This window comes from Yersinia enterocolitica (genome assembly GCA_002082245.2).
GTDB lineage: Bacteria > Pseudomonadota > Gammaproteobacteria > Enterobacterales > Enterobacteriaceae > Yersinia > Yersinia enterocolitica_E.
Window position 1 is genome coordinate 3,824,255 of the sequence record NBTC02000002.1, and the last position, 24,784, is coordinate 3,849,038.

The following is a 24,784-nucleotide window of genomic DNA, read 5'->3' on the forward strand; positions in this document are numbered from 1 at the left end:
TGAAAGATTAGTGGGGCGAATCAGAGGGAAAACGTATTTTTTCTCGGGCGTGCTTGCTAGGATGCTAACCGATACGATTTGGTATCGCATTTTCATCCCTGCCAGAGGTAAAAATAGCCGTATAAACGGCAGTTAGCTCTGACAGAATACGCTGCTGTACCCCTACATGTGCATCAAAGAAAGCGTTGTAAAGAAGGGCTCCCTAATCGGAGCCCTTTGTTTTTTCAACAATATTACCTTAGGAATGGCCAAACAACTCAGGGTATCAGCAAGCTGGATCCTGTGGTCTGGCGGCTTTCTAGGATTTGATGGGCACGGTGAGCATCACGCAACGGGAATTGCTGTGCTTTTGCCACATCGACATTAATGGCTCCGCCAGCAATCAGTGAAAACAGTTCGTGGCTGGCACTTGCTAACTCTTGCCGATTGGTGACATAAGTGTTGAGGGAGGGGCGAGTAACATATAGCCCGCCTTTTTGGTTCAGGATGGCAAGATCTACTCCTGTCACTGGGCCGGAGGCATTACCGAAACTCACCATCAAGCCTCTGCGCTTAAGGCTATTAAGCGAATCCAGCCAGGTACTTTTCCCAACCGAGTCATACACCACACCCACTTTCTCGCCATTAGTCAGCTCTGCCACCCGCTCGGCGATATTTTCTGTACGATAGTTAATCGTGGCCCAGGCGCCAGAGGCTTTTGCCAATTCGGCCTTTTCATCAGAGCCAACACTGCCGATAAGCTTAGCACCAAGCGCTTTCGCCCACTGGCAAGCAATTAGTCCGACACCACCCGCCGCCGCATGGAATAGGAATACCTCACCCGGTTTTATCTCGTGGGTTTGGCGCAACAGATAGTGGACGGTCAGCCCTTTGAGGAATGATGCTGCGGCCTGCTCGAAAGAGATGTTGTCAGGAAGTATGGCAATCTTCTCTGCCGCAACATTATGCACTTCGCTGTAAGCCCCGAGAGCTGATTGGGCATATACCACCCGGTCACCGACATTGATTGTGTTAACCGACGAACCAACTTTAGTGACAATTCCCGCCGCCTCTGTTCCCAACCCACTGGGAAACTGTGATGGTGAATAAAGCCCACTGCGAACATAAGTATCGATATAGTTAATACCGATCGCTTTGTTTTCTACCTGAACTTCATGTGCTGCAGGGTCAGAAGGGGTAAAGTCAAGGTATTGCAACACTTCCGGCCCGCCAGTGGTACTGAATTGGATATGCTTTGCCATGGTAGCTCCTATAGATAGGTGTATTTTCACCCTACAGGGTTCTGCACGGAGTGCCAAGATCTGGCTAATACCGATATGTAATAGGGAATATTATTACCTCTGCGAATAAGACGGTGCGGCAATGTGGGCGGTTTTTTTTTTCCTCATCAGCGAACTTTCTGAACTCATCAGCTCCATTCATTTGCGGTCTACCTGCAACTCCAATTACTTTGTGTATATACTAGGCCGTTATATTTTCTATTCGATATTTTCCTATCGCAACAAAGGTAAAGAACACTCTTCATGGCCGCAAAAAAACCAACCAACAATATGACAGAGCCACGAGACCGCCAGATGGAAGGGCTGAAACTCCCGCCTCATTCGCTGGAGGCAGAGCAGTCCGTGTTGGGCGGTTTGATGCTGGATAATGAACGCTGGGATAATGTGTCAGAACGCGTTGCCAGCAATGACTTCTTCAGCCGCCCGCATCGCCGAATCTTTACTGAAATGCAGCGTTTGCTGGAAAACAGCAAACCTATCGATTTGATCACCTTGTCTGAGTCGCTAGAGCAAAAAGGCGATCTGGATTCGGTGGGGGGATTTGCCTATCTGGCAGAGTTATCGAAAAACACCCCAAGTGCAGCGAATATTGGTGCCTATGCTGATATTGTGCGCGAACGTGCGGTAGTTCGTGAAATGATCTCGGTCGCCAATGAGATAGCTGACGCCGGTTATGATCCCCAAGGGCGTAGCAGTGAAGATCTGCTGGATTTGGCTGAATCCAAAGTGTTTCAGATAGCTGAAAGCCGCGCCAGTAAAGATGAAGGGCCGAAAAGTGTCGATCAAATCCTCGAAGCCACGGTCGCGCGAATTGAGCAACTTTATCAGCGGCCCCATGATGGGGTGACCGGTGTTTCAACCGGCTTTACCGACCTTGATAAAAAAACCGCCGGTTTACAGAAATCAGATTTGATCATTGTCGCCGCGCGTCCATCAATGGGTAAAACCACGTTTGCGATGAACTTGTGTGAAAACGCCGCGATGATGCAGGAAAAACCGGTATTGATCTTCAGTTTGGAGATGCCCGGCGATCAGATCATGATGCGTATGCTGGCGTCGCTGTCACATGTTGACCAGACCCGTATCCGAACCGGCCAACTCGATGATGAGGATTGGGCGCGTATTTCCAGCACCATGGGCATATTGATGGAAAAACGCAATATGTACATCGATGACTCATCCGGTCTGACACCGACAGAAGTGCGCTCCCGCGCGCGGCGTATTTTCCGCGAACATGGTGGTTTGAGTCTGATTATGATCGACTACCTGCAATTGATGCGGGTGCCGTCTCTTTCTGATAACCGAACGTTGGAAATCGCCGAGATTTCGCGCTCACTCAAAGCTCTGGCGAAAGAGTTGCAAGTCCCGGTAGTGGCGTTATCACAGCTTAACCGTAGTTTGGAGCAACGTGCTGATAAACGGCCCGTTAACTCCGACTTACGTGAATCCGGCTCTATCGAACAAGATGCGGACTTAATCATGTTTATCTATCGTGACGAGGTGTATCACGAGAACAGTGATGAGAAAGGGATCGCGCAGATTATTTTGGGTAAACAGCGTAACGGTCCGATCGGATCTGTCCGGCTGAAATTTAACGGTCAATGGTCGCGCTTTGATAACTATGCCGGTCCACAGTACGACGACGAATAGTTTCCCCTTAGTCCTTGACGCTGCAGGGTTGTTAGCGGCGATGACTCACGCGGAACCCTCGCTGGCCGGCGACCTGCAACACCAGGTTCTTTGGGTATAACATCAATTATTAAGGATAAGAAATGAAAGCGGCAACAGCAGTAATCGACCGCCGCGCTCTGCGACATAACTTGCATCAGGTACGGCGCATGGCGCCACAAAGCCGCCTGATTGCTGTTGTGAAAGCAAACGCTTATGGCCACGGGTTATTAGAAACAGCACATACTTTGCAGGATGCCGATTGCTATGGCGTCGCGCGCATCGGCGAAGCTCTGATGCTACGTTCTGGCGGAATTGTAAAACCTATTCTACTGCTGGAAGGGTTTTTTACCGCAGAGGACTTGCCTATTCTGGTGGCTAACCGGATTGAAACCGCAGTACACAGTATTGAACAATTAGAAGCGCTGGAAGCGGCCAATCTCCCTGCTCCGATCAATGTCTGGATGAAGCTCGATACCGGTATGCATCGTTTAGGCGTCCGTCCTGAGCAGGCCGAAGCCTTCTACCAGCGGCTATGTGCTTGTGGCAACGTTAGTCAGCCAGTTAATATTATGAGCCACTTCAGTCGTGCCGACGAACCTGAAGTGGATACTACCCGCCAGCAACTGGCGTGTTTTGACGCCTTTGCTATTGGCAAACCGGGTAAACAGTCTATTGCTGCATCTGGCGGTATTTTGCTGTGGCCGCAAGCGCATCGTGATTGGGTTCGTCCCGGTATCATACTGTATGGCGTTTCGCCGCTGGATGAACCTTATGCCAGCCATTTTGGTCTACTGCCAGCGATGGCATTAAAATCCAGCCTGATTGCTGTACGTGAACATAAAGCCGGTGAGCCCGTGGGCTACGGCGGAACTTGGGTCAGTGAACGTGATACGCGCCTGGGTGTGGTGGCGATTGGCTACGGTGACGGTTATCCGCGCAGCGCACCATCGGGTACGCCGATGTGGGTCAATGGCCGCGAAGTGCACATTGTGGGGCGGGTATCGATGGACATGATTTCAGTTGATCTTGGGCCAGATAGCAGCGACAAAGTCGGTGATGAAGTGCTGTTGTGGGGGGCGGATTTACCGGTTGAGAAGATCGCAGCTTACACCGGTATCAGTGCCTATGAATTGATCACCAAGCTGACCTCCCGTGTAGCGATGGAATATTTAGGGGAATAAGGTAAGCTGACTAATCAAGGTATAGACAATTATTATCAATCTAGGAGAGCAGCGCCGTGTTCCAAAATGTTGATGCCTATGCAGGTGACCCGATCCTGTCATTGATGGAGAGTTTTAAAGCCGATAGCCGAGCACATAAAGTGAATCTGAGTATCGGGCTTTATTACAATGAGCAGGGTGAGATCCCGCAAATGCAGGCAGTGGATACCGCTGAAACCCAATTGAATGCTCAGCCACATGGGACACCGGTTTACTTGCCGATGGAAGGTCTGCAATCTTATCGTACTGCTATTCAGCAGCTACTATTCGGCAGCGATCACCCTATGCTGGCTCAGCAACGAGTAGCGACTATCCAAACTGTTGGTGGCTCCGGTGCATTGAAAGTGGGTGCTGATTTCCTTCATTCCTATTTCCCAGATTCTCAGGTGTGGGTCAGTGACCCTACGTGGGAAAACCATGTCGCTATTTTCAGTGGCGCAGGGTTTAAGGTGAATACCTACCCGTACTTTGATAATGACAAGCTGGGCGTAAAATTCGATCAAATGCTGGCAACGTTGCAGCAGTTACCGGCCAGAAGCATTGTTTTGCTCCATCCTTGCTGCCATAACCCAACTGGATCTGATCTGACGAATGCACAGTGGGATCAGGTTATTGGCGTGGCTAAAGACCGGGATCTGATCCCGTTCCTGGATATTGCCTATCAGGGTTTTGGTGCTGGGCTGAATGAAGATGCTTATGCGATTCGAGCCATGGCGGCAGCGGAATTACCCTGTCTGGTCAGTAACTCCTTCTCTAAAATCTTCTCTCTGTATAACGAACGGGTCGGTGGCCTTTCCGTGGTATGTGAAAGTGAAGAAGCTGCTGGTCGGGTATTGGGGCAACTGAAAGCCACGGTGCGGCGTAACTATTCCAGCCCGCCAAACTTTGGTGCACAGGTTGTTTCAAAAGTACTGCATGACAGCGAGTTACGGGCGCAATGGCAGGCTGAAGTGGAGCAGATGCGTCGGCGTATTATTGAAATGCGCAGCACGTTGGTGGAAGCCTTGAAGGCGGCACTACCCAATCGCAATTTTGATTACTTAATGCAACAGCGTGGCATGTTCAGCTATACCGGTTTTAGTGCTGCGCAAGTGGATCGTCTGCGTGACGAGTTTGGCGTGTATCTGATTGCCAGCGGCAGGATGTGTATGGCAGGTGTCAACCACAGTAATGTTCAGCGAGTAGCGGCTGCGTTTGCGGCAGTACAGTAATTAGTTATCGCGTTATCTAACACGACGAACTGTTTAAGGCGATAGAAATATCGCCTTTTTGCTTTATTTTTTCCACCATCTTTCCGTCACTTATCTACATAACCTGTCTGGTTAGCTCTTCGCCAATGGCTGTAAATCGATTAAAGAATATACTAAATAAGGTGGCAGACCCATGCCCAATGATCATTCATCGCTCACAGTAAATCTTCTGTTATAAGTGCAAGCTAATACTTCAGCATGTTGCTGTATCCGATGGAATGAATACGCTATGAGGCCCTTTCGCTAGACGGCACTGGCCCATTACAGGAGATAACCCAATGAATAATTCAGCATTATTGGAATACTGCATGTCTAAACCGGGGGCAGAGCAGAGTGATCATGAGGAATGGCAGACCAATCAGATTAAAGTAGCCGATGTGATGTTTGCGATGGTGGGTGAAATTGGTGGGCGGCCCTCTATTTCGGTAAAAACCAGCCCTGAGTTGGCGGAGAGTTTGCGAGAGCAACATCCGGAGATCGTGCCGAGTGAACACTTGAATAAAGCGCACTGGAACACGGTGTTTCTGGATGGACAATTACCGAACTCACAATTTTACTCGTTAATTGACCGCTCTTATCAATTGGTATTGCAGGGGTTACCGGAACATAGGCGACAGGAGCTGGCTGTTTGATACCCCCTTGGTACTTGGAGTTGCAGGGTTGTTAGCCTGGTTCATTATTTGGCCCATCCTTGGGCCTGGCTGATTTGTTGTTCACGGGTTGCCAACCTGCAGCTCCAATGATTTTGGATGCTGATAGATTAATTGATGCTCTACTTACGTTGCAGCATTGGCTTGAGGAAGCGTGCAGTATGTGACGCGGCGCATTCTGCAACAGTCTCTGGTGTACCGGCGACCAGAATCTCGCCACCGCCACTACCGCCTTCTGGCCCCAGATCGACAATCCAATCAGCAGTCTTAATCACATCCAGATTGTGCTCAATGACCACAATGGTATTGCCCTGATCGCGCAGCTGATGCAACACCGCCAGCAGTTGCTGAATATCAGCAAAATGCAGGCCGGTAGTCGGCTCGTCCAGAATATAGAGCGTCTGACCGGTGCCGCGTTTTGATAATTCACGCGACAGTTTCACCCGTTGCGCTTCACCACCCGACAGCGTAGTCGCAGATTGCCCCAGACAGATATAGGACAGGCCCACATCCATCAGTGTTTGCAGCTTACGCGCCAGTGCCGGAACCGCATCAAAGAACTCGCGAGCCTCTTCGATAGTCATCGCCAGCACTTCGTGGATACTTTTACCTTTGTATTTTACTTCCAGCGTTTCACGGTTATAACGCTTACCTTTACACTGGTCGCATGGCACATAGATATCGGGCAGGAAGTGCATTTCGACTTTAATCACCCCGTCGCCCTGGCAGGCCTCACAACGGCCCCCTTTGACGTTAAAGCTGAAGCGGCCTGGCGTATAACCACGGGTACGTGATTCAGGAACACCGGCAAACAGCTCACGAATGGGGGTAAAGATACCGGTATAAGTCGCCGGGTTAGAGCGCGGCGTCCGGCCAATCGGGCTTTGGTCAATATCGATGACTTTATCGAAATGCTCCAAGCCTTGAATTTCACGGAATGGCGCCGGTTCGTTGCTGGTCGCGCCGTTCAACTGGCGCTGGGCGATACAATATAAGGTGTCGTTGATCAGCGTTGACTTACCTGAGCCAGAAACCCCGGTAATACAACTAAACAGCCCGACCGGCAGTGTCAGCGTGACATCTTTCAGGTTATTGCCGCTGGCGCCAATCAGTTTTAACACTTTGGTTGGGTCCCCCGGCACGCGTTGCGCAGGTATGGCGATTTCTCGTTTGCCGCTAAGGAACTGACCGGTCAGTGACTTAGGTTCAGCCATGATGGCCTCAACGGTCCCTTCGGCCACCACCTCACCACCATGCACACCCGCACCCGGGCCAATATCAATCACATGGTCGGCTGCGCGGATAGCGTCTTCATCATGTTCCACTACAATCACGGTGTTACCCAGATTGCGCAGATGAATCAATGTTTCCAGCAACCGTTCATTATCACGTTGGTGCAAACCGATGGACGGTTCATCCAGTACATACATGACACCCACCAAGCCGGCGCCAATTTGACTGGCCAAACGGATACGTTGCGCTTCACCACCAGACAGTGTTTCCGCCGAACGGGACAACGACAGATAATTCAGCCCGACGTTAACCAAGAACTTCAGCCGATCGCCAATCTCTTTCAGCACTTTCTCAGCAATTTGCGCCCGCTGACCACTTAGTTTCATGTTTTGGAAGAAGGTCAGTGCGTGGCCGATGCTCAGTTCAGAAATCTCGGGCAGAGTGGTGTTTTCGACAAACACATAACGCGCTTCGCGGCGCAAGCGAGTACCGTGGCATGAAGCACAGGAGCGATTGCTAATATATTTGGCCAGTTCCTCACGTACTGCACTGGACTCCGTCTCTTTATAGCGACGTTCCATATTGTGCAACACCCCTTCAAATGGGTGGCGGCGAACGGTGGTATCACCCCGATCGTTAATGTATTTGAATTCAATGGTATCTTTGCCAGAACCGTATAAAACGGCGTGCTGTATCGCGCTATCGAGCGAGTTAAATGGCGTTTCGATATCAAACTTATAATGATCTGCCAGTGAACGCAGCATCTGGAAGTAATAGAAGTTGCGGCGATCCCAACCACGGATGGCACCACCCGCCAGCGACAGCTCTGGATTCTGTAATACACGGTCTGGATCAAAGAACTGCTGTACCCCTAAGCCGTCACAAGTTGGGCAGGCCCCCGCCGGGTTGTTAAAGGAGAACAGGCGTGGTTCCAACTCACTCATACTGTAGCCGCAAATCGGGCAGGCAAAGTTGGCGGAGAACAGCAACTCTTCGGCGTGAGGGTCGTCCATATCGGCAACGACGGCAGTACCACCAGAAAGCTCCAGTGCCGTTTCAAATGATTCAGCCAGACGCTGAGCCAGATCTTCACGCACTTTGAAGCGATCGACCACCACTTCAATGGTATGTTTTTTTTGCAGTTCTAATTTCGGTGGATCAGACAGATCACACACCTCGCCATCGATCCGCGCCCGGATATAGCCCTGCATAGCCAGACCTTCCAGCGTTTTGGTATGTTCGCCTTTGCGATCTTTTACCACCGGAGCCAGTAACATCAAGCGGCGGCCTTCCGGCTGACTGATGACGTTATCCACCATCTGACTGACGGTTTGCGCGGCTAGCGTAACATCGTGATCTGGGCAGCGTGGTTCACCGACACGGGCGAACAGCAAACGCAGATAATCATGGATTTCAGTGATGGTACCCACAGTCGAGCGTGGGTTATGCGAAGTTGATTTTTGCTCAATGGAGATTGCCGGTGACAGACCTTCAATATGGTCGACATCCGGTTTTTCCATCAGCGATAGAAATTGGCGCGCATAGGCGGAAAGAGACTCAACATAACGGCGTTGCCCCTCGGCATACAAGGTATCAAAAGCCAGTGAGGATTTGCCTGAACCCGATAGACCGGTGACCACGATCAGTTTGTCGCGCGGGATAATCAGGTTGATATTCTTAAGATTATGGGTGCGAGCGCCCCGAACTTCTATATTATCCATTCAAACACTTCCCGGATGTAAACTGAGCCTCTCCCGCGCCCTTTTTTACTCTTCGTACTTGAAGCCGTAGGGTTGTTGGCTGCGTTCACTCACCCTAATCACTTACTGGCTGTAAGCTCATAGGGACTCGCTCGCTTGCCGCCTACCTGCAACTCCAATTACTTTGAGTAATGTATAGACGCATTTTGCAACGTCAAAAAAGGACACAGCCAGTACGAAACGGATAATTATGACACAAAAAAACCTGAATGGATATCCAGTATTCGAGTGCAATTAAGGCAGATGTCATGATAAAACTGCAACACATTTCGCAGTTATGATCTACTGTGCCGTTTAGCAGTTAGCGTGTTAAACTTACTCGTTTATACTGTACAAAATTTACTTCATCAGGAGAGTTCACATGGCCAGCAGAGGCGTAAACAAAGTGATTTTGGTCGGGAATTTGGGCCAAGACCCGGAAGTCCGCTACATGCCAAACGGCGGAGCTGTTGCCAATATCACCCTGGCCACTTCCGAAAGCTGGCGTGATAAAGCCACCGGCGAGCAGAAAGAAAAAACTGAATGGCACCGTGTGGTGTTGTTCGGCAAACTGGCAGAAGTGGCGGGTGAATATCTGCGTAAAGGCTCTCAGGTTTATATTGAAGGCGCACTGCAAACTCGTAAATGGACAGATCAGGCTGGTGTTGAGAAATACACCACAGAAGTTGTGGTTAATGTGGGCGGCACCATGCAAATGCTGGGTGGCCGTCAGGGCGGCGCTGCTCCGGCAGGTGGTGGTGCACCACAAGACGGCGGGGCGCAAGGTGGTTGGGGTCAACCTCAGCAGCCACAAGGTGGTAACCAGTTCAGCGGCGGTCAGACTTCACGTCCGGCCCAGTCTGCACCAGCAGCACAACCACAAGGCGGCAATGAGCCACCAATGGATTTCGATGATGATATCCCGTTCTGATTGCGCTGTTTTTTAAGCACAACAGTGCTGATTAGGAAAATAAAGCCCTGCCTTGGCGGGGCTTTTTGTTGGTTTTAAGCCGCGCCTGAGGGATGAGATTTTTATACCTCGATATATCTGTTTTGCTTTCTTAAAATTGGTATTGGCAGCTTTGCAAACCAAAAAATTCTTTTATCACTATAATCAATACTCTTATGTTCATCATATGGAGCTTGGTCATGGTCACGGTTCACCATCTGAATAATTCACGTTCACAACGTATCTTGTGGATGCTGGAGGAACTGCAAGTTCCTTATGAGTTGAAGCGCTATCAGCGCGACCCCGGCAGCTTACTGGCACCACCAGAATTGAAAAAAATCCATCCATTGGGAAAATCACCAGTGATTACTGACGGTGATCTCACCTTGGCGGAGTCTGGTGCCATTATTGAGTATTTACAGGAAACCTATGATGCACAGGGGCTATTTAAACCCACCGGTCACTATGATCGTCAACAGTTCCGTTACTGGATGCATTATGCCGAAGGTTCATTGATGCCATTGCTGGTGATGAAACTTATCTTTAGCCGATTGGGTGGGCCGCCTGTGCCGTGGATTATTCGCCCGGTTGCCAAGGCTCTGGGTGATGGCGTACAGAAAAGTTATCTGAATAAGCAAATTGCTACTCACCGCGATTATCTGGAACAGCATTTGACGAATAATCAGTGGTTTGCTGGCAGTGATTTCAGCGCGGCGGATATTCAGATGAGTTTTCCTATCGAGGCAATCAACACCCGTGGTGGTCTTGAGGGGTTCCCGAAACTGCAAGATTTCTTAGTGCGCATTCATCAGCGCCCAGCCTACCAACAGGCGATTGAGAAGGGCGGAGCCTACAAACTGGAAGGCTGATAACCGATGATTCGGCATCATTGCCACGCAAAGTAAATGAGTGTGAGGCTACTCACACTTTTGTTTCCCGTCAAATTAATGCTCCCCCGACAAATTAATGTAAAAAAATGCAATAAATGTCGCTATCTGGTGTTGATTAGTCGCTACGAATAGCTAGATAATCGTTTGCCTTACAATAAGGCTATTTTATTTGCCATTTTGAACTTGGGCAGTGCTAAAAATCCTCACGTACCGAGTGTACGCTCCGGTTTTTGCGCGCTGGCCGCGTCCAAACTGCCTGCAACAATGACGCTTATTGTAGTTTTTCTTCGATTTTTTTCAGTCATGCGTGCTTCCAGCTAATCGTTTGCTATTTTCTCCACCATGAAGATGTTGGAGGCGTTGTCGAGTTAATCGGCAAAAACGGAAACGATTACGTAGGGAAGGGCGCCTGACTTGCTGACTACTTTAAAATGACACACAGGGGACATAACCATGTCTAGCACCAACCCTCAAGTGAACCGGGCAGTAACGCCAAAAGGTTCGCTTGATGCATTTTTCAAGCTTAGTGAACGCGGCAGTAATGTACGCCAGGAAGTGCTGGCTGGCCTGACAACCTTTCTCGCCATGGTCTACTCGGTCATTGTTGTACCAAGTATGCTTGGCAAAGCGGGTTTCCCACCAACAGCGGTGTTTGTGGCAACCTGTCTGGTTGCCGGTCTTGGTTCTTTGTTGATGGGGTTGTGGGCCAACTTGCCGATGGCGATTGGTTGCGCCATATCACTGACAGCGTTTACGGCATTCAGCTTGGTGCTGGGGCAACACATCAGTATTCCTGTGGCATTGGGGGCAGTATTCCTGATGGGGGTGCTGTTCACTATTATCTCTGTGACCGGTATCCGTTCATGGATATTGCGTAATTTGCCGATGGGCGTGGCACATGGTACCGGTATCGGTATCGGCTTGTTCCTGTTGCTGATTGCAGCAAACGGTGTCGGCCTGGTTATCAAAAACCCGATTGAAGGTTTACCGGTTGCACTGGGTGCATTTACCTCTTTCCCGGTCATAATGACTTTGCTAGGGCTGGCGGTGATTTTCGGTCTGGAAAAACTGCGAGTGCCGGGTGGCATTCTGCTGGTGATCATCGCCATCTCGGTTATCGGCCTGATTTTTGATCCGAGTGTGACCTATCAAGGGCTGTTTGCGATGCCTAGCCTGGCGGATGCTAACGGTAATTCATTGATTTTCAGCCTTGATATCATGGGTGCATTGAAACCTGTGGTGCTGCCAAGTGTATTGGCATTAGTGATGACTGCTGTATTTGATGCCACCGGGACTATCCGCGCGGTAGCGGGTCAGGCTAATTTGTTGGATAAAGACGGCCAGATCATTAGCGGCGGTAAAGCTCTGACATCTGACTCCGTTAGCAGCATTTTTGCTGGTTTGGTGGGCGCTGCGCCTGCTGCGGTTTATATCGAATCTGCCGCCGGTACTGCCGCTGGTGGTAAAACCGGTTTGACCGCCACCGTGGTAGGTATTTTGTTCCTGCTGATGCTGTTCCTGTCGCCACTATCCTATTTGGTTCCGGCTTATGCGACGGCACCGGCTCTGATGTATGTAGGGTTGCTGATGTTGAGCAACGTCTCCAAACTGGATTTCGAAGACTTTGTTGATGCGATGTCTGGCCTGCTTTGTGCCGTGTTTATCGTGCTGACTTGTAATATCGTCACCGGTATTATGTTGGGCTTCAGCTCGCTGGTTATTGGCCGTATCTGTTCCGGTGAATGGCGTAAACTGAATATCGGTACCGTGATTATCGCTATCGCGTTAGTGGCATTCTATGCGGGTGGCTGGGCAATCTAAGCGATGAGTTTTTGCTGGCATCGGGGTGACGCTGTCCCGATGCCACAGCGGTTTTTAATAACCCTATTTTCTTTGTTTTTTCCTGCCATCAGTTACAGGTTTTTTCCCCGTTTAACAAAAAAGTGATCTACTATCAAAAGCTAAACTCCGGCCCTGTCTACGGGCGGGTGAGGTTAAATCTTATATTGAGTTGTGTTGAGTTGAGTCTAAGGAAAGCATGGAAATTTTTTTTACAATCCTCATCCTGATTCTGGTGGTGTCGCTTTCCGGCGTTGTCACTCGGATGTTGCCGTTTCAAATCCCCCTTCCTCTGATGCAGATTGTCTGTGGTGCCTTGTTGGCCTTTCCCCACTTTGGTTTGCATGTCGATTTTGACCCGGAATTATTCCTGGTGCTGTTTATTCCACCGCTGCTCTTTGCCGACGGCTGGAAAACACCGACACGAGAGTTTATTCACCATGGGCGGGAGATATTTGGTCTGGCGCTGGCATTGGTGCTGGTCACCGTGGTGGGTATCGGCTATCTGATTTACTGGATGGTGCCGGGTATTCCGCTGGTAGCCGCGTTTGCACTGGCGGCGGTATTGTCGCCAACCGATGCTGTGGCATTATCCGGCATTGTGGGGAAAGGGCGCATACCTAAATCGATTATGGGCGTATTAGAAGGGGAGGCGTTGATGAATGATGCCTCTGGTCTGGTTGCGCTAAAGTTTGCCATTGCGGTGGCAATGGGGACGATGGTCTTTACCGTGTCTGGTGCCACACTTGAGTTCCTAAAAGTGGCGATTGGTGGCCTGCTGGCTGGTGTGGCGGTAACCTGGCTATACAGTAAGTCACTGCGCCTGATGAGCCGCTGGAGTGGTGATGATCCGGCAACACAAATTGTCTTACTGCTGCTGTTGCCATTCGCTTCTTATCTGATTGCTGAGCATATTGGCGTCTCCGGCATTCTGGCCGCAGTGGCGGCAGGGATGACCATCAGTCAGTCCGGGGTTATCCGAAACGCACCATTGACGATGCGGTTACGTGCCGACAGCGTGTGGTCGATGCTGGAGTTTGTGTTTAACGGCATGGTGTTCATCCTGTTGGGGCTGCAATTACCGGGGATTTTGGAAACATCAATCATACAGGCTGAACTGGACCCAACCATTCAAACCTGGAACCTCTTCGCGGATGTTGCCATTATTTATGGTGCGTTGTTGGTACTGCGCTTTAGCTGGCTATGGTCGATGAAGAAAATCAGTAAACGCATCCTGACCAAACGGCCACTGGAGTTTGGCAATTACACCACACGTGAACTGTGGGTGGCATCGTTTGCAGGGGTACGGGGAGCGATTACTCTTGCCGGTGTCCTCTCTATTCCGTTATTCCTCAGCGATGGTTCAGCCTTCCCATCCCGTTACCAGTTGGTATTTATCGCCACCGGCGTGATTCTGCTGTCGGTTATTATCGGGGTGATTGCTTTGCCGCCATTGCTGCGTGGTGTGGTGGTAGCAGATAAAAGTGCCAGCCGTGAAGAAGTGCGTTTCGCTCGGGCGGCGACTGCCGAGGTGGCAATTGTTAGCCTGAATAAAATGGAAGAGCGGCTGGCAGCCAGCAGCGAGGAGAATATTGACCCGGAGTTGCTAAAAGAGATCAGTTCACGAGTTATCGGAACATTGCGACGGCGTACCGGCAGTAAGGATGAAATTGAGAACACCTTGCTGGTTGAGAATCTGGAGCGGCGTTTTCGTTTAACCGCATTACGAGCCGAGCGTGGGGAACTGTATCACCTGCGTGCGACGCAGAAAATCAGCAATGAAACGCTGCAAAAACTGCTGCACGATTTGGATTTGCTGGAAGCGTTACTGATCGAAAAAGAGGGTTAATGCTTCTTAAATCCGGCTGCCGTTCGGTGGCCGGTTTATCTAACGGAATCAACTTTGCGGCCCGCACTAATCAATAGAATATTCTATTATGGTAATAGCAACCCTTAAGGACGAGTCACTCGATATTGGTTTTATGTTAATGGGAAGGAACCTGTGTATTCAAAGAAACTCTGAGGAATATAATTATTGATATTTTTCTCATGGCAGTATTCTATGATTTGTCGTTTGCTGGAAACCCCTGTTTTTCTATAGAGACTTTGGATGGTATTACTGATGGTTCTGGGTGATAGATGAATTTTTCTGGCGATATCCACATGGGAAAATGAATGTAGAAGATAAAATAACACTTCCCACTCTCTTCTGGAAAATAAGTCAGATGGTGGTGTGAATACAAGAGATGTGGGTGTTTTTATTTTATTTAAATGAGTTAATATCATATTATCTACCGCTCGACCATGAAAAATAGTTCCTACAGATACGCCATTTTCATCAATTAATGGATATTTATCAAAAAACCAAGGTTGAAAATAGGGGTGCCCCTCAAATGCATGTATTTCAACTGACGTTATACGATCTTGCGATAACTCTACCTTACGGTCATGTTGTTGAAATTCATTTTGAAACTCCGATGTTGATGCCGGGAGTTCGCCATCGAGTCGTCCTTCTACGTTGAATTTATCCGGTAAGGATAATAATTCATGGTATTTTTTATTTGCATAAATAAATATTGAATTATTATCTTTCGCTCCCCAAGGCTCTGAACTCTGTGCCCAAAAGCGAATTAAAACGTTAAGTGACTCTAATAAGTTAGTTTTCATTATTTCACCATTTAATTAATTTACTATTTAATGATTGGTAATGTTTTAGTATTAATGGGGGTTGTTAAGTTATTAAATAACGATTACCCTTTGCAGTCTAGTTTATTATTTACTCTATTTTCCACAAGGAAGTGTTACATGATCAATATATCCGGTTTTAATTATGATAATGCTATAGAAGATCCCGTCGTTGGGATCTCAATTGCAGAAATGTTTAAGAAAGAAGGTTTGCAGGCTTATGGAACTCGCGTTGAGCAAGGCAAGCGCGTGAGTTGCCATAGTCATGCTCAAGATGAGGAGTGGTATATTATTCTCTCGGGTGAAGGTGCTATCTGGACTGCGGATGTCATTGATGGAGAATTAAAAAATAAGCGTGTAGATGTTTTTGCTAAAGGTTCTGTATTTTGCATCTACCCTAATACCGCGCATCAACTGGCAGCGAAAACCGACGTCGAGTTCATATTCTTGTGTCCGCAATCGCATATCACTCGTGACCGAATCCTGTTTGACGATATTGTGGCAGAGTAAGGCAAAAAAAGGGTGAGGATACCCTCACCCGCAAGTACTCAATGGAAAACCCAACGTAATGAATTAGTTAATGAATAACCTGCGCCAGAAACGCCTGGGTGCGCTCTGATTTCGGGTTAGAGAAAAATTCGGCGGGTGGTGCTTGTTCCACTATCTCCCCACGGTCCATAAAAATAACCCGATCGGCAACGGTACGGGCAAAACCCATCTCGTGGGTTACACACAACATGGTCATGCCTTCATTTGCCAGACTGATCATGGTATCCAGCACTTCTTTCACCATCTCAGGGTCCAGCGCCGAGGTTGGTTCATCAAATAGCATGATTTTGGGTTTCATACACAGCGAACGGGCGATTGCCACCCGCTGCTGCTGGCCACCGGAAAGTTGGCCGGGGAACTTATGGGCGTGCTCTGCAATCCGCACCCGTTCTAAATAATGCATTGCCAATTCGTCGGCCTCTTTCTTGGGCATCTTACGTACCCAGCTTGGTGCCAGCGTGCAGTTTTGCATCACCGTTAAGTGCGGGAACAGATTGAAGTGTTGGAACACCATGCCGACCTCGGTACGTACCCGTTCAATATTGCGCAGGTCATCGTTAAGTTCGATGCCATCCACCATGATTTTCCCCTGCTGATGCTCTTCCAGATGGTTGATGCAGCGGATAGTGGTAGATTTACCTGAGCCAGAAGGACCGCAAAGTACGATGCGTTCGCCAGGGCGCACATGTAAATTGATATCTTTCAATACGTGGAACTGCCCGTACCACTTATTGACGTTTTCCAGCGTAATCATCATTTTATCGCCTGGAGTTGGCTGATTGTCGCTCATGTTATGCCTCAATGTGTGGAACGTCCGGTGTGAAAGCGCTTTTCCAGATGCTGGCTGTAGCGCGACATGCTGAAACAGAAAACCCAATAGACAGCGGCGGCAAAGACATAGCCTTCGGTCGACATCCCCAACCAGGCAGGGTCGACGGTGGCTTGCTGCACGCTGCTGAACAAATCAAACAGACCAATGATGATAACCAGACTGGTATCTTTAAACAGGGCGATAATGGTGTTTACCAACCCGGGGATCACCATCTTCAGGGCTTGTGGCAAAATAACCAGCCCTTGGGTTTTCCAATAGCCCAGCCCCAGTGACTCGGCGGCTTCGGTCTGTCCTCTGGGCAAGGCCTGTAACCCGCCACGCACCACTTCTGCCACATAGGCTGATTGGAACAACACCACCCCGACCAAGGCACGGATCAGTTTGTCGATGCTGGTGCCTTCGGTCATAAACAGTGGCAACATCACCGAGGACATAAACAGCACGGTGATTAGCGGCACCCCGCGCCAGAACTCAATAAATACCACTGACAGAATACGCACCACTGGCATACTCGAACGGCGGGCCAAGGCCAATAAAATCCCCAGCGGTAGCGCACCGGCAATACCTACTGCGGCGATGATCAGCGTCAGTGTCAGGCCGCCCCACTGGCGGGTTTCAACCCGGGTTAACCCGAGGAAACCGCCATATAACATCAACCATACCAGCAGTGGGTACGCTACCATCCACACCGCCAAATAGCGGCCTCGATGTGGCATAGCGCGCCAGAACAATGGAATGAGCGTCAGCAATCCGATGATCAAGGTGGTGTTGATGCGCCAACGCTGCTCAATAGGATAAAGGCCATACATAAATTGGCCAAAGCGCGCATGAATAAACACCCAGCAGGCACCCTCACGGGTACAATCAGTGCGCGATGTACCTAGCCAGTTGGCGTTAAAAATAGTCCAATTCAGTAATGGCGGGATCAATTGCCACATCAGCCACAGGCACAGCAGCGTCAGCAGACTATTAGTCCAACTGGAAAACAAATTCTTTCTCGCCCAAAACACCATCCGGCTTAACGGGTTGCCCGGCCGTACTGTGCTGGGTGGTTCACGGGTTAGTGTCATCGTCATTCGCTTCCCTTAGCGCTCTACCAGCGCGATCCGCCGGTTGTAGAGATTCATTAAAAATGAAATGGATAGGCTGATAACCAAATAGACTGACATGGTAATGGCGATAGTTTCTATCGCCTGACCAGTCTGGTTCAGCACTGTGCCGGCAAACAACGACACCATATCTGGATAGCCGATAGCGGCTGCCAGTGAGGAGTTTTTGACGATGTTCAGGTATTGACTGGTGAGTGGCGGAATGATGACTCGTAACGCCTGTGGCAGAATAACTTGGCGCAAGGTGACGGTGTTGGGCAGCGCCAGTGAACGGGCTGCTTCATGCTGACCATAGGGCACGGACTGAATGCCTGAACGAATCACCTCAGCAATAAAGGTCGAGGTATAAACCGACAGTGCCAAGGTCAAGGCCGCCAATTCAGGGATAAGAACCAGGCCACCTTTAAAGTTAAAGCCGCGTAACTGCGGTAGATCCCAATGCAGTGCCGAGCCATACAGAAAATGGGCCGCTGCTGGTAGGGCTATCAACAGTAGTAAGGCAATCGGCCAGGTGCGGTGAAACTGACCGGTATGTAACTGACGGAAATGGTTATAGCGATACAGCGCCACGGTGATAACAACGGCCAGCAGCACAGCGAGTATGGCGGGTATAAAACCGGCAGCAAACTCCGGTGATGGTAGATACAAGCCACGGTTGCTGAGAAAAGCCACACCGAAGGCATCCAGACTCTGTCGTGGCCCTGGTAGATTGCGTAATACCGCGAAATACCAGAAGAAGATTTGCAGCAAGGGCGGGATATTACGGAATGTCTCGATATAGATAGTGGACAGTTTGCGTAACAGCCAGTTATCAGATAAACGCGCCAGCCCAAGGAAGAACCCGAGGATCGACGCAAAGAAAATACATAATACTGATACCAGCAAGGTATTGAATAACCCGACCAAAAACACCCGGCCGTAGGTATCACCTTGCTCATAATCGATAAGATGCTGAACAATACCAAAACCGGCGCTGTTATTCAGGAAAGCAAAGCCGGAGGTGATGCCCCGGGTCGACAGGTTGGTAATGGTGTTATGGAAAAGATACGCACCGCATCCGATCAGTATCAATAGCGCGATAATTTGATACAACCAGGCGCGTACCGCTGGATTGGTCAGCGAAAAGACACCTTTGACGGTTGGGCGTTGTGACATAGTGTGGGCCTCGGTCTGGATAATACATCCGGCAGGGCGGGCCTGCCGGAGAGGTAATCAGTAATCAGCGAACCGGAGGCGCGTACTGGAGACCGCCATTGTTCCACAGCGCATTCTGGCCGCGTTTTATTTTCAGCTCACTGCCCAAACCGACGTTACGGTCGAAGCTTTCGCCGTAGTTACCCACTTGTTTCACGATTTTAACCACCCAATCGTTAGGCACTTTCAGATCTTTACCATAGTTGCCTTCCTGACCTAACAGATGTGCCATATCCGGTGTGGTTGGTTTTGCTGCCAGTGCTTCGACGTTTTTCGACGTCACACCCATCTCTTCAGCATTTAACATGGCAAACAGTGTCCAGCGCACGATGGCGAACCAGTCCTCATCACCCCGGCGCACAACCGGCCCCAGTGGTTCTTTAGAGATAACTTCCGGTAATACGATAAATTCGTCTGGTTTACCTAACTTGATACGCAGTGCGTACAGTTGTGATTGGTCAGAGGCCAATGTGTCACAGCGGCCGGAATCCAATGCCTTGGCACTTTCGTCAGAACGGTCGAAGGTAACTGGAGTGTATTGCATTTTATTGGCTTTAAAGTAATCAGCGACGTTCAACTCAGTATCTGTACCGGCTTGAATACACACCGTCGCCCCGTCCAGCTCTTTGGCGCTTTTCAGCCCCGCTTTATTGTGGGTCAGAAAGCCGATACCGTCGTAATAGTTCACTCCGGTAAATAACATCCCCATGCCAGCATCACGGGATGAAGTCCAGGTGGTGTTACGTGACAAAATATCAACTTCACCCGATTGCAGGGCGGTAAAACGCTCTTTTGCGGTCAGCGGGGTGTATTTTACTTTTTCTGCATCACCAAAGATGGCAGCAGCTACGCCACGGCAGACATCGACATCCAGACCAGAGAACTTGCCGCTGGCATCTGCATAGGAGAAGCCGGGCAATCCATCACTGATACCACATTGTACAAAACCTTTTTTCTTCACCGCATCCAAAGTAGTGCCCGCGTGGGCCTGACCTGCTAATGCCACTAATGAGGCGGCGGCAACCAGTGTTGAAATCATTATTTTCTTCATGAAAGCGTCCTGTGAGGCAAAGTCGAGCCTATTTTAATTTTGTAGCGCACCAGTGATGCACCGTCGCTGTCTGTTGGCGTGTAGCCAGTTTGGTATTAGCAAATGGGATGCCAGAGTTGCATTTCATTGATGATATGAGTAATTACTTAGCGTTAACTCTTTGTAGGTAATTTCTGACCGGGTAGGATGCACTTAAATGGCGCATTTAACGGCGGATTGATACTTTTTAGTGCAGAAAATTCTTATATACAGCGATGAACGAGAGGTAAGAGTAATTGAACCAGACTGAGGTATACATTTCGTCAATGTAATAACATAAAAAGCGGCATAGACAGGTGAAATTCGGATTTTTTAAATCTCTGATCCGTTATCTAATCCTCTTGGGAGTGTTTTAACGTAAACACATTAGAGAGAAGGATAAGGATTATGCCTCGTTATTTAACCGCCCTGATGTGCGGGCTGCCATTGCTGTTTACCGCCAGTTGTCTGGCACAGGTGAATATTGAAACTGCAAAATGCAGTGATACCGATTTTACTCAGGTTCTGTCTTGTTACAGAGAAAAGCTGGCCGCAGAGCCACTTATCTATAACTTGCTCAGTCAGGAAAACCTGCCGGGGTTGGAGTGGCGCCGTTACCAACTGACCTCGCAGAATTGGTCGCCGGAGAGCTTGGTCTCCCCTGCTGCATGGCAGCATGAAGTGGAGATCTTTATTCCCGAAAATAGCACGTCCACCAAGGCGCTGGTGGTCATCAATAATGGTACCAACTATGGTACTGAAACCATTCCTCCCTCCGGTCCTAGCGATTTTGCTATCGAGACCTTGCAAAATATTGCCCGCTCGACTGACACGGTGGTGATTGCCATTAGCACCATTCCCAATCAGTACCTTGAATATCAACAAGATGGGAATCCGCGTAAGGAAGATTATAGTGTTGCACGTAGTTGGACTTTATTTATAGATGCCCCAGAAGCCCGTTCAATATTACCGCTACATGTCCCGATGGTGGCGGCGATTTCTCAGGCGATGACCATGGCGCAACAAGCCTTGCCGGAAAAAGCCTTAGACAGTTTTATTGTCACTGGTTTATCCAAGCGTGGCTGGACTAGTTGGCTGACGGCAATTGCGGATTCACGTGTGGAGGCTATTGTGCCTTTTGTGATTGATCTGCTGGATACCCGCGCCGCATTGGAACATATGTATCAATCTTATGGTGGCAACTGGCCTATAGCCTTCACCCCCTACTATCAGGAAGAGATTGATAAGAAACTGAGTACCCCCGGCTTCGCCAAACTGATGCAGATTATGGATCCCCTACAGTACCTGACGAGCGAGTATCAACCCCGGCTCAGTATTGCGAAATACATTATTAATGCCAGTGGTGATGATTTCTACGTGCCTGATAATACGCATTTTTATTATGACAAATTACCCGGTGATAAAACGTTGCGGGTGGCACCTAACTCTAGTCACTCCGGTATTAAAGCATTTAGCGAACAGTCGTTGATCACCTTTGTTAACCGTTTACGGCAAGCCACACCGATGCTCGCGATTTCCGCTATGCGTGCGATGTAAGATATAGCGCATTTCCGTTGGCTGTGGCCCCGGGTAATACCCTTGAAGTTGCACTTAGCACGCCAGCTACCGGTTGGCAGGCGACCTTTATCGAGGCCACATTCAATGATGGCTTCGTGGCAACCACGCCAGTTTATGTCTCGCCGCAGGAGAGTTATCCCACTACAGCCCCTCCTACCGGTGGGCCTGCATGCAAAACGTTGCCAGGGCGTGCGCTTATCACACCAGACGATGCGATAGATGATCCCGATGAAGCTGAAGCGCAGTTATAGCTCCGCGATATTGAGTGGATTTTAGCTAATAAAAAACCCGACATAGGCCGGGTTTTTATGACAGATCTTGTTGATGCTTAATACAGCGATGGCGCACCGGCTGGGCGGGTTTTAAAGCGGCGGTGTAGCCACAGATATTGCTCAGGTGCGCGCATGATCTCTTTTTCGATAACTTTGTTCATATAGCTGGCGGCCGCTATCTCATCATCAAGCGGATAGTCTTCTAATGCTGGCTGGATCAGCAAGTCATAGCCGCTACCATCTGTTTTACGCAGTAAAACCAATGGCAACAGTGCCGGTTTGGCTAGCCGGGCCAACATAAAAGTGCCACTGGTGGTCGCGGCCTGATTGACGGCGAACAGTGGTGCAAACACACTGCCACGTGGGCCGTAATCCTGATCCGGTGCAAACCACACAGCCTCACCTTTTTTCAATGCCTGCACCATGCCACGAAGATCTTTACGGTCCAGCATGGCCTTATTCGAGCGCATACGGCCCCAGGTCTGCACCAATTCCATCACTTTATTGTTATGCGGGCGGTACATCGCCATCATTGGCTGACATTGCCCCATTACGCGGCCGCCAAGTTCCAGCGACATAAAATGGACGCCAATCACCAGTACGCCGCGCTGTCCTTGCTGCGCTTTTTTCAGGTTATCCAGACCCGTCACGGTAAACCAGCGCTTAATGCGCGCATCGGGCCAAAACCAGGCCATGCCGGTTTCCAGCAACCCCATGCCTAAGGATTCAAAATTACCGACGATAGTCCGTTCAAGAGTCTGCTTATCCATATCAGGGAAACAAAGTTCCAGATTGCGCCGGGCGATAGATACCCGCCGTTTCAGGAAGCGCATTGAGGTACGCCCCAACCAAATTCCTAACTTGTTTAACAGCGGGTAGGGGAGTTGGACTAACAGAAATAATACCCCCAGGCCAAACCAGGTCAGCCAGTAGCGCGGGTGGAGCAGTGAGATATGGAATTTCTGCGGCTTTATCATATGAACTCTATCGTTATGCGTTAAGTGCGGGTTTGTAACGCATATGGATGTAACTCGATAGCGATACATTTCTTCAGACACCGGTGGTCAACTATCGTTTTGGTGAATACGACAATTGACATAATTTTTACATTAAAAGCGGGGTCGCGTAGGGGATGGTCATGAAGGCAGGCTATCTATAAGCGATGGGGGCTTTCAGAGGATTATACCATATTCGCGATAAATGAAAGAAAAAGATCAACGCTAGATGTGCTGGCGGAATTATCGCGATATAAACTGCGTTACTGTTCGGCATATCGCAGAAAATGGTGCCTTAGAATCGAGGAAAAATAAGTCAACTGGCTGGAAAATGGGAGACTCATCTCAATTTCGATTAATTATTGTTACCGTTGTTCTATTTTTGGGTTATTGACGTGCCACAGAGGGAGTTATAAATTCAATTTGTGTTTTTAATGTTATTAATTTGATGTTTATTTGTGTTTATTATCTTTGTATTTGATCACATTTATTCTTTCTTATATTTAATTAACCAATTATTAACATAATAAATCATTAAATTTTACTTTTTTGGGCTTTCATCACAATTCACTCTGACTCGTCGCGCAGCCTATTGTGTTCCTTTGTTAATCTCATGTGTGTGAAAAGCAGTCACATGAAAATAAAACAGTCACGGTGTCACACTACGGGCTTCTCACCTCGCAACCAACCCGTTATCTGAAAGAAAACAAGAAGGTATTGCTATGAAACTTAATCTCGCATTACTGAATGCATGTGTCGTTTCCGCATGCATGCTGTTCACTACGCAAACGATGGCAGAGAAAAAATATGAAATTGCTGTTGTCGCGAAGGTTACCGGTATTCCTTGGTTTACCCGTATGGAAGTTGGCGTAAATGAAGCAGCAAAAAAACTGGATGTTAATGCTTATCAGGTTGGGCCTGCCACGCCAGACCCGGCGCAACAAGTTAAAGTCATTGAAGACCTTATTGCCAAAAATGTAGATGCCATCATTGTGGTGCCGAACGATGCCAAAGTGCTGGAACCAGTACTGAAAAAAGCGCAAGAGAAAGGCATTGTGGTGTTAACTCACGAATCTCCTGATCAACGTATCGGGCAGTGGGATGTTGAGACCATCGATAGTGAAAAATATGCTCAGGCCAACATGGACGAACTGGCGAAAGCCATGGGGGGCAAAGGGGGTTATGCGATTTATGTGGGTTCCCTGACTGTGCCATTGCATAACGCTTGGGCGGATTATGCTATCAAATACCAGAAAGAAAAATACCCCGATATGTTCGAAGTCACTCCACGCCTGCCAGTGGCTGAGAACATTGATAAATCTTACTCCACCACTCTGGATCTGATGAAAACCTATCCGAAAATGAAAGGGATCATTGGTTTTGGTTCACTGGGGCCAATTGGTGCCGGTCAAGCAGTGGCTAAGAAACGCGCGAAAGATCAAATCGCGGTAGTGGGTATCGCTATGCCTGCACAGGCAGCGCCATACCTGATGCGTGGTGATATCAAAAAAGCCCTGTTGTGGGATCCAAAAGACGCCGGTTTTGCTGTGGTGCAGATTGCAGATCAATTACTGAAAGGCCAAAAAATCACGCCAGACTTGACCATCGAAGGCTTGGGTAAAGCCGATGTGGATAGCGAGAAAGGCGTGATCCGTTTCAACAAGATCCTTGAAGTCACTAAAGATAATGCGAAAACATTAGGTTTCTGATTTTCAGACGCCACACCAGGGAATTACCGGCTAACGAGCCGTGCTTGGCAGTAAATCAGGCAGCGGGAGAG

19 protein-coding genes and 1 pseudogene are annotated in these 24,784 nt (G+C 49.0%); 12 read left to right on the top strand and 8 right to left on the bottom strand.

Features of this window, described 5'->3' with window-relative positions; translation table 11 throughout:
* Positions 1–257: 257 nt before the first annotated feature.
* Positions 258–1,241 (bottom strand): quinone oxidoreductase, encoded by a 984-nt coding sequence (locus A6J66_018970; GenBank protein PNM26054.1) that lies wholly within the window; start codon positions 1,239–1,241, stop codon positions 258–260.
* Between the two features lie 282 nt (positions 1,242–1,523).
* Here A6J66_018970 and A6J66_018975 point away from each other — a divergent pair, with 282 nt between their 5' ends.
* The 4 genes from A6J66_018975 (at position 1,524) to A6J66_018990 (ending at position 6,053) form a co-directional block, all read left to right on the top strand.
* Positions 1,524–2,930 (top strand): replicative DNA helicase DnaB, encoded by a 1,407-nt coding sequence (locus tag A6J66_018975; GenBank protein ID PNM26055.1) that lies wholly within the window; start codon positions 1,524–1,526, stop codon positions 2,928–2,930.
* A 122-nt stretch (positions 2,931–3,052) separates the two neighbouring features.
* A complete protein-coding gene (alr, locus tag A6J66_018980) occupies positions 3,053–4,132 on the top strand; it encodes an alanine racemase (GenBank protein ID PNM26056.1) in 1,080 nt (359 codons plus the stop codon).
* Between the two features lie 56 nt (positions 4,133–4,188).
* Positions 4,189–5,382, top strand: a complete 1,194-nt coding sequence (locus A6J66_018985; protein ID PNM26057.1) for an aspartate/tyrosine/aromatic aminotransferase — start codon at positions 4,189–4,191, stop codon at positions 5,380–5,382.
* A 317-nt stretch (positions 5,383–5,699) separates the two neighbouring features.
* The gene (locus tag A6J66_018990; GenBank protein ID PNM26058.1) at positions 5,700–6,053 is read left to right on the top strand and encodes a hypothetical protein; all 354 of its coding nucleotides are present in this window, start codon (positions 5,700–5,702) and stop codon (positions 6,051–6,053) included.
* 140 nt (positions 6,054–6,193) lie between these two features.
* Here the strand turns inward: A6J66_018990 and A6J66_018995 are convergent, their stop codons facing one another.
* Positions 6,194–9,025 (bottom strand): excinuclease ABC subunit UvrA, encoded by a 2,832-nt coding sequence (locus A6J66_018995; protein ID PNM26059.1) that lies wholly within the window; start codon positions 9,023–9,025, stop codon positions 6,194–6,196.
* A 400-nt stretch (positions 9,026–9,425) separates the two neighbouring features.
* Here A6J66_018995 and A6J66_019000 point away from each other — a divergent pair, with 400 nt between their 5' ends.
* The 5 genes from A6J66_019000 to A6J66_019020 all read left to right on the top strand — a co-directional run bounded on the left by A6J66_019000 (position 9,426) and on the right by A6J66_019020 (position 14,570).
* On the top strand, positions 9,426–9,974 hold the full coding sequence (locus A6J66_019000; GenBank protein PNM26060.1) for a single-stranded DNA-binding protein: 549 nt from the start codon (positions 9,426–9,428) through the stop codon (positions 9,972–9,974).
* Positions 9,975–10,192: 218 nt separating this feature from the next.
* Complete coding sequence (locus A6J66_019005; GenBank protein PNM26061.1) at positions 10,193–10,861, top strand: glutathione S-transferase; 669 nt, start codon at positions 10,193–10,195, stop codon at positions 10,859–10,861.
* Positions 10,862–11,026: 165 nt separating this feature from the next.
* The gene (locus A6J66_019010; GenBank protein ID PNM26062.1) at positions 11,027–11,203 is read left to right on the top strand and encodes an L-asparaginase; all 177 of its coding nucleotides are present in this window, start codon (positions 11,027–11,029) and stop codon (positions 11,201–11,203) included.
* Between the two features lie 132 nt (positions 11,204–11,335).
* Positions 11,336–12,703 (top strand): NCS2 family permease, encoded by a 1,368-nt coding sequence (locus tag A6J66_019015; protein ID PNM26063.1) that lies wholly within the window; start codon positions 11,336–11,338, stop codon positions 12,701–12,703.
* Between the two features lie 217 nt (positions 12,704–12,920).
* Complete coding sequence (locus tag A6J66_019020) at positions 12,921–14,570, top strand: Na+/H+ antiporter (GenBank protein ID PNM26064.1); 1,650 nt, start codon at positions 12,921–12,923, stop codon at positions 14,568–14,570.
* A gap of 131 nt (positions 14,571–14,701) precedes the next feature.
* On the opposite strand, the gene A6J66_019025 is transcribed toward A6J66_019020, so the two are convergent.
* Positions 14,702–15,388: a helix-turn-helix transcriptional regulator gene (locus tag A6J66_019025; protein PNM26065.1), complete on the bottom strand. Its 687-nt coding sequence runs from the start codon at positions 15,386–15,388 to the stop codon at positions 14,702–14,704.
* A gap of 138 nt (positions 15,389–15,526) precedes the next feature.
* On the opposite strand from A6J66_019025, the gene A6J66_019030 reads away from it, so the two are divergent.
* Complete coding sequence (locus A6J66_019030; protein ID PNM26066.1) at positions 15,527–15,916, top strand: cupin domain-containing protein; 390 nt, start codon at positions 15,527–15,529, stop codon at positions 15,914–15,916.
* A 67-nt stretch (positions 15,917–15,983) separates the two neighbouring features.
* Here the strand turns inward: A6J66_019030 and A6J66_019035 are convergent, their stop codons facing one another.
* The 4 genes from A6J66_019035 to A6J66_019050 all read right to left on the bottom strand — a co-directional run bounded on the left by A6J66_019035 (position 15,984) and on the right by A6J66_019050 (position 20,141).
* Entirely contained in the window at positions 15,984–16,757 is a 774-nt protein-coding gene (locus A6J66_019035) for an ABC transporter ATP-binding protein (GenBank protein PNM26067.1), read from the bottom strand.
* A complete protein-coding gene (locus A6J66_019040; GenBank protein ID PNM26068.1) occupies positions 16,754–17,863 on the bottom strand; it encodes an amino acid ABC transporter permease in 1,110 nt (369 codons plus the stop codon). The genes A6J66_019035 and A6J66_019040 overlap by 4 nt, the downstream gene beginning before the upstream one ends.
* A 9-nt stretch (positions 17,864–17,872) precedes the next feature.
* Positions 17,873–19,051, bottom strand: a complete 1,179-nt coding sequence (locus A6J66_019045) for an amino acid ABC transporter permease (protein PNM26069.1) — start codon at positions 19,049–19,051, stop codon at positions 17,873–17,875.
* Between the two features lie 64 nt (positions 19,052–19,115).
* Positions 19,116–20,141: an amino acid ABC transporter substrate-binding protein gene (locus A6J66_019050; GenBank protein PNM26070.1), complete on the bottom strand. Its 1,026-nt coding sequence runs from the start codon at positions 20,139–20,141 to the stop codon at positions 19,116–19,118.
* A gap of 426 nt (positions 20,142–20,567) precedes the next feature.
* Between A6J66_019050 and A6J66_019055 the strand changes: the two are divergent.
* Positions 20,568–21,988, top strand: a pseudogene (locus A6J66_019055) (PhoPQ-regulated protein).
* 77 nt (positions 21,989–22,065) lie between these two features.
* Here the strand turns inward: A6J66_019055 and A6J66_019060 are convergent.
* Positions 22,066–22,986, bottom strand: a complete 921-nt coding sequence (locus tag A6J66_019060; GenBank protein ID PNM26071.1) for a lipid A biosynthesis palmitoleoyl acyltransferase — start codon at positions 22,984–22,986, stop codon at positions 22,066–22,068.
* A 740-nt stretch (positions 22,987–23,726) separates the two neighbouring features.
* Between A6J66_019060 and A6J66_019065 the strand changes: the two genes are divergently transcribed.
* Positions 23,727–24,713, top strand: a complete 987-nt coding sequence (locus tag A6J66_019065; protein ID PNM26072.1) for an autoinducer 2 ABC transporter substrate-binding protein — start codon at positions 23,727–23,729, stop codon at positions 24,711–24,713.
* The last annotated feature ends 71 nt before the right edge of the window (positions 24,714–24,784 follow it).

Excerpts from the sequence above, each read along its gene's own strand:
- A6J66_019050 (PNM26070.1), bottom strand. The coding sequence starts at position 20,141 with ATGAAGAAAATAATGATTTCAACACTGGTTGCCGCCGCCTCATTAGTG.
- A6J66_019025 (PNM26065.1), bottom strand. The coding sequence starts at position 15,388 with ATGAAAACTAACTTATTAGAGTCACTTAACGTTTTAATTCGCTTTTGG.
- alr (PNM26056.1), top strand. The coding sequence starts at position 3,053 with ATGAAAGCGGCAACAGCAGTAATCGACCGCCGCGCTCTGCGACATAAC.
- A6J66_019005 (PNM26061.1), top strand. The coding sequence starts at position 10,193 with ATGGTCACGGTTCACCATCTGAATAATTCACGTTCACAACGTATCTTG.
- A6J66_018995 (PNM26059.1), bottom strand. The coding sequence starts at position 9,025 with ATGGATAATATAGAAGTTCGGGGCGCTCGCACCCATAATCTTAAGAAT.
- A6J66_019020 (PNM26064.1), top strand. The coding sequence starts at position 12,921 with ATGGAAATTTTTTTTACAATCCTCATCCTGATTCTGGTGGTGTCGCTT.
- A6J66_019060 (PNM26071.1), bottom strand. The coding sequence starts at position 22,986 with ATGATAAAGCCGCAGAAATTCCATATCTCACTGCTCCACCCGCGCTAC.
- A6J66_019000 (PNM26060.1), top strand. The coding sequence starts at position 9,426 with ATGGCCAGCAGAGGCGTAAACAAAGTGATTTTGGTCGGGAATTTGGGC.
- A6J66_018970 (PNM26054.1), bottom strand. The coding sequence starts at position 1,241 with ATGGCAAAGCATATCCAATTCAGTACCACTGGCGGGCCGGAAGTGTTG.
- A6J66_019040 (PNM26068.1), bottom strand. The coding sequence starts at position 17,863 with ATGACGATGACACTAACCCGTGAACCACCCAGCACAGTACGGCCGGGC.
- A6J66_018975 (PNM26055.1), top strand. The coding sequence starts at position 1,524 with ATGGCCGCAAAAAAACCAACCAACAATATGACAGAGCCACGAGACCGC.
- A6J66_019030 (PNM26066.1), top strand. The coding sequence starts at position 15,527 with ATGATCAATATATCCGGTTTTAATTATGATAATGCTATAGAAGATCCC.
- A6J66_019065 (PNM26072.1), top strand. The coding sequence starts at position 23,727 with ATGAAACTTAATCTCGCATTACTGAATGCATGTGTCGTTTCCGCATGC.
- A6J66_019015 (PNM26063.1), top strand. The coding sequence starts at position 11,336 with ATGTCTAGCACCAACCCTCAAGTGAACCGGGCAGTAACGCCAAAAGGT.
- A6J66_019045 (PNM26069.1), bottom strand. The coding sequence starts at position 19,051 with ATGTCACAACGCCCAACCGTCAAAGGTGTCTTTTCGCTGACCAATCCA.
- A6J66_018990 (PNM26058.1), top strand. The coding sequence starts at position 5,700 with ATGAATAATTCAGCATTATTGGAATACTGCATGTCTAAACCGGGGGCA.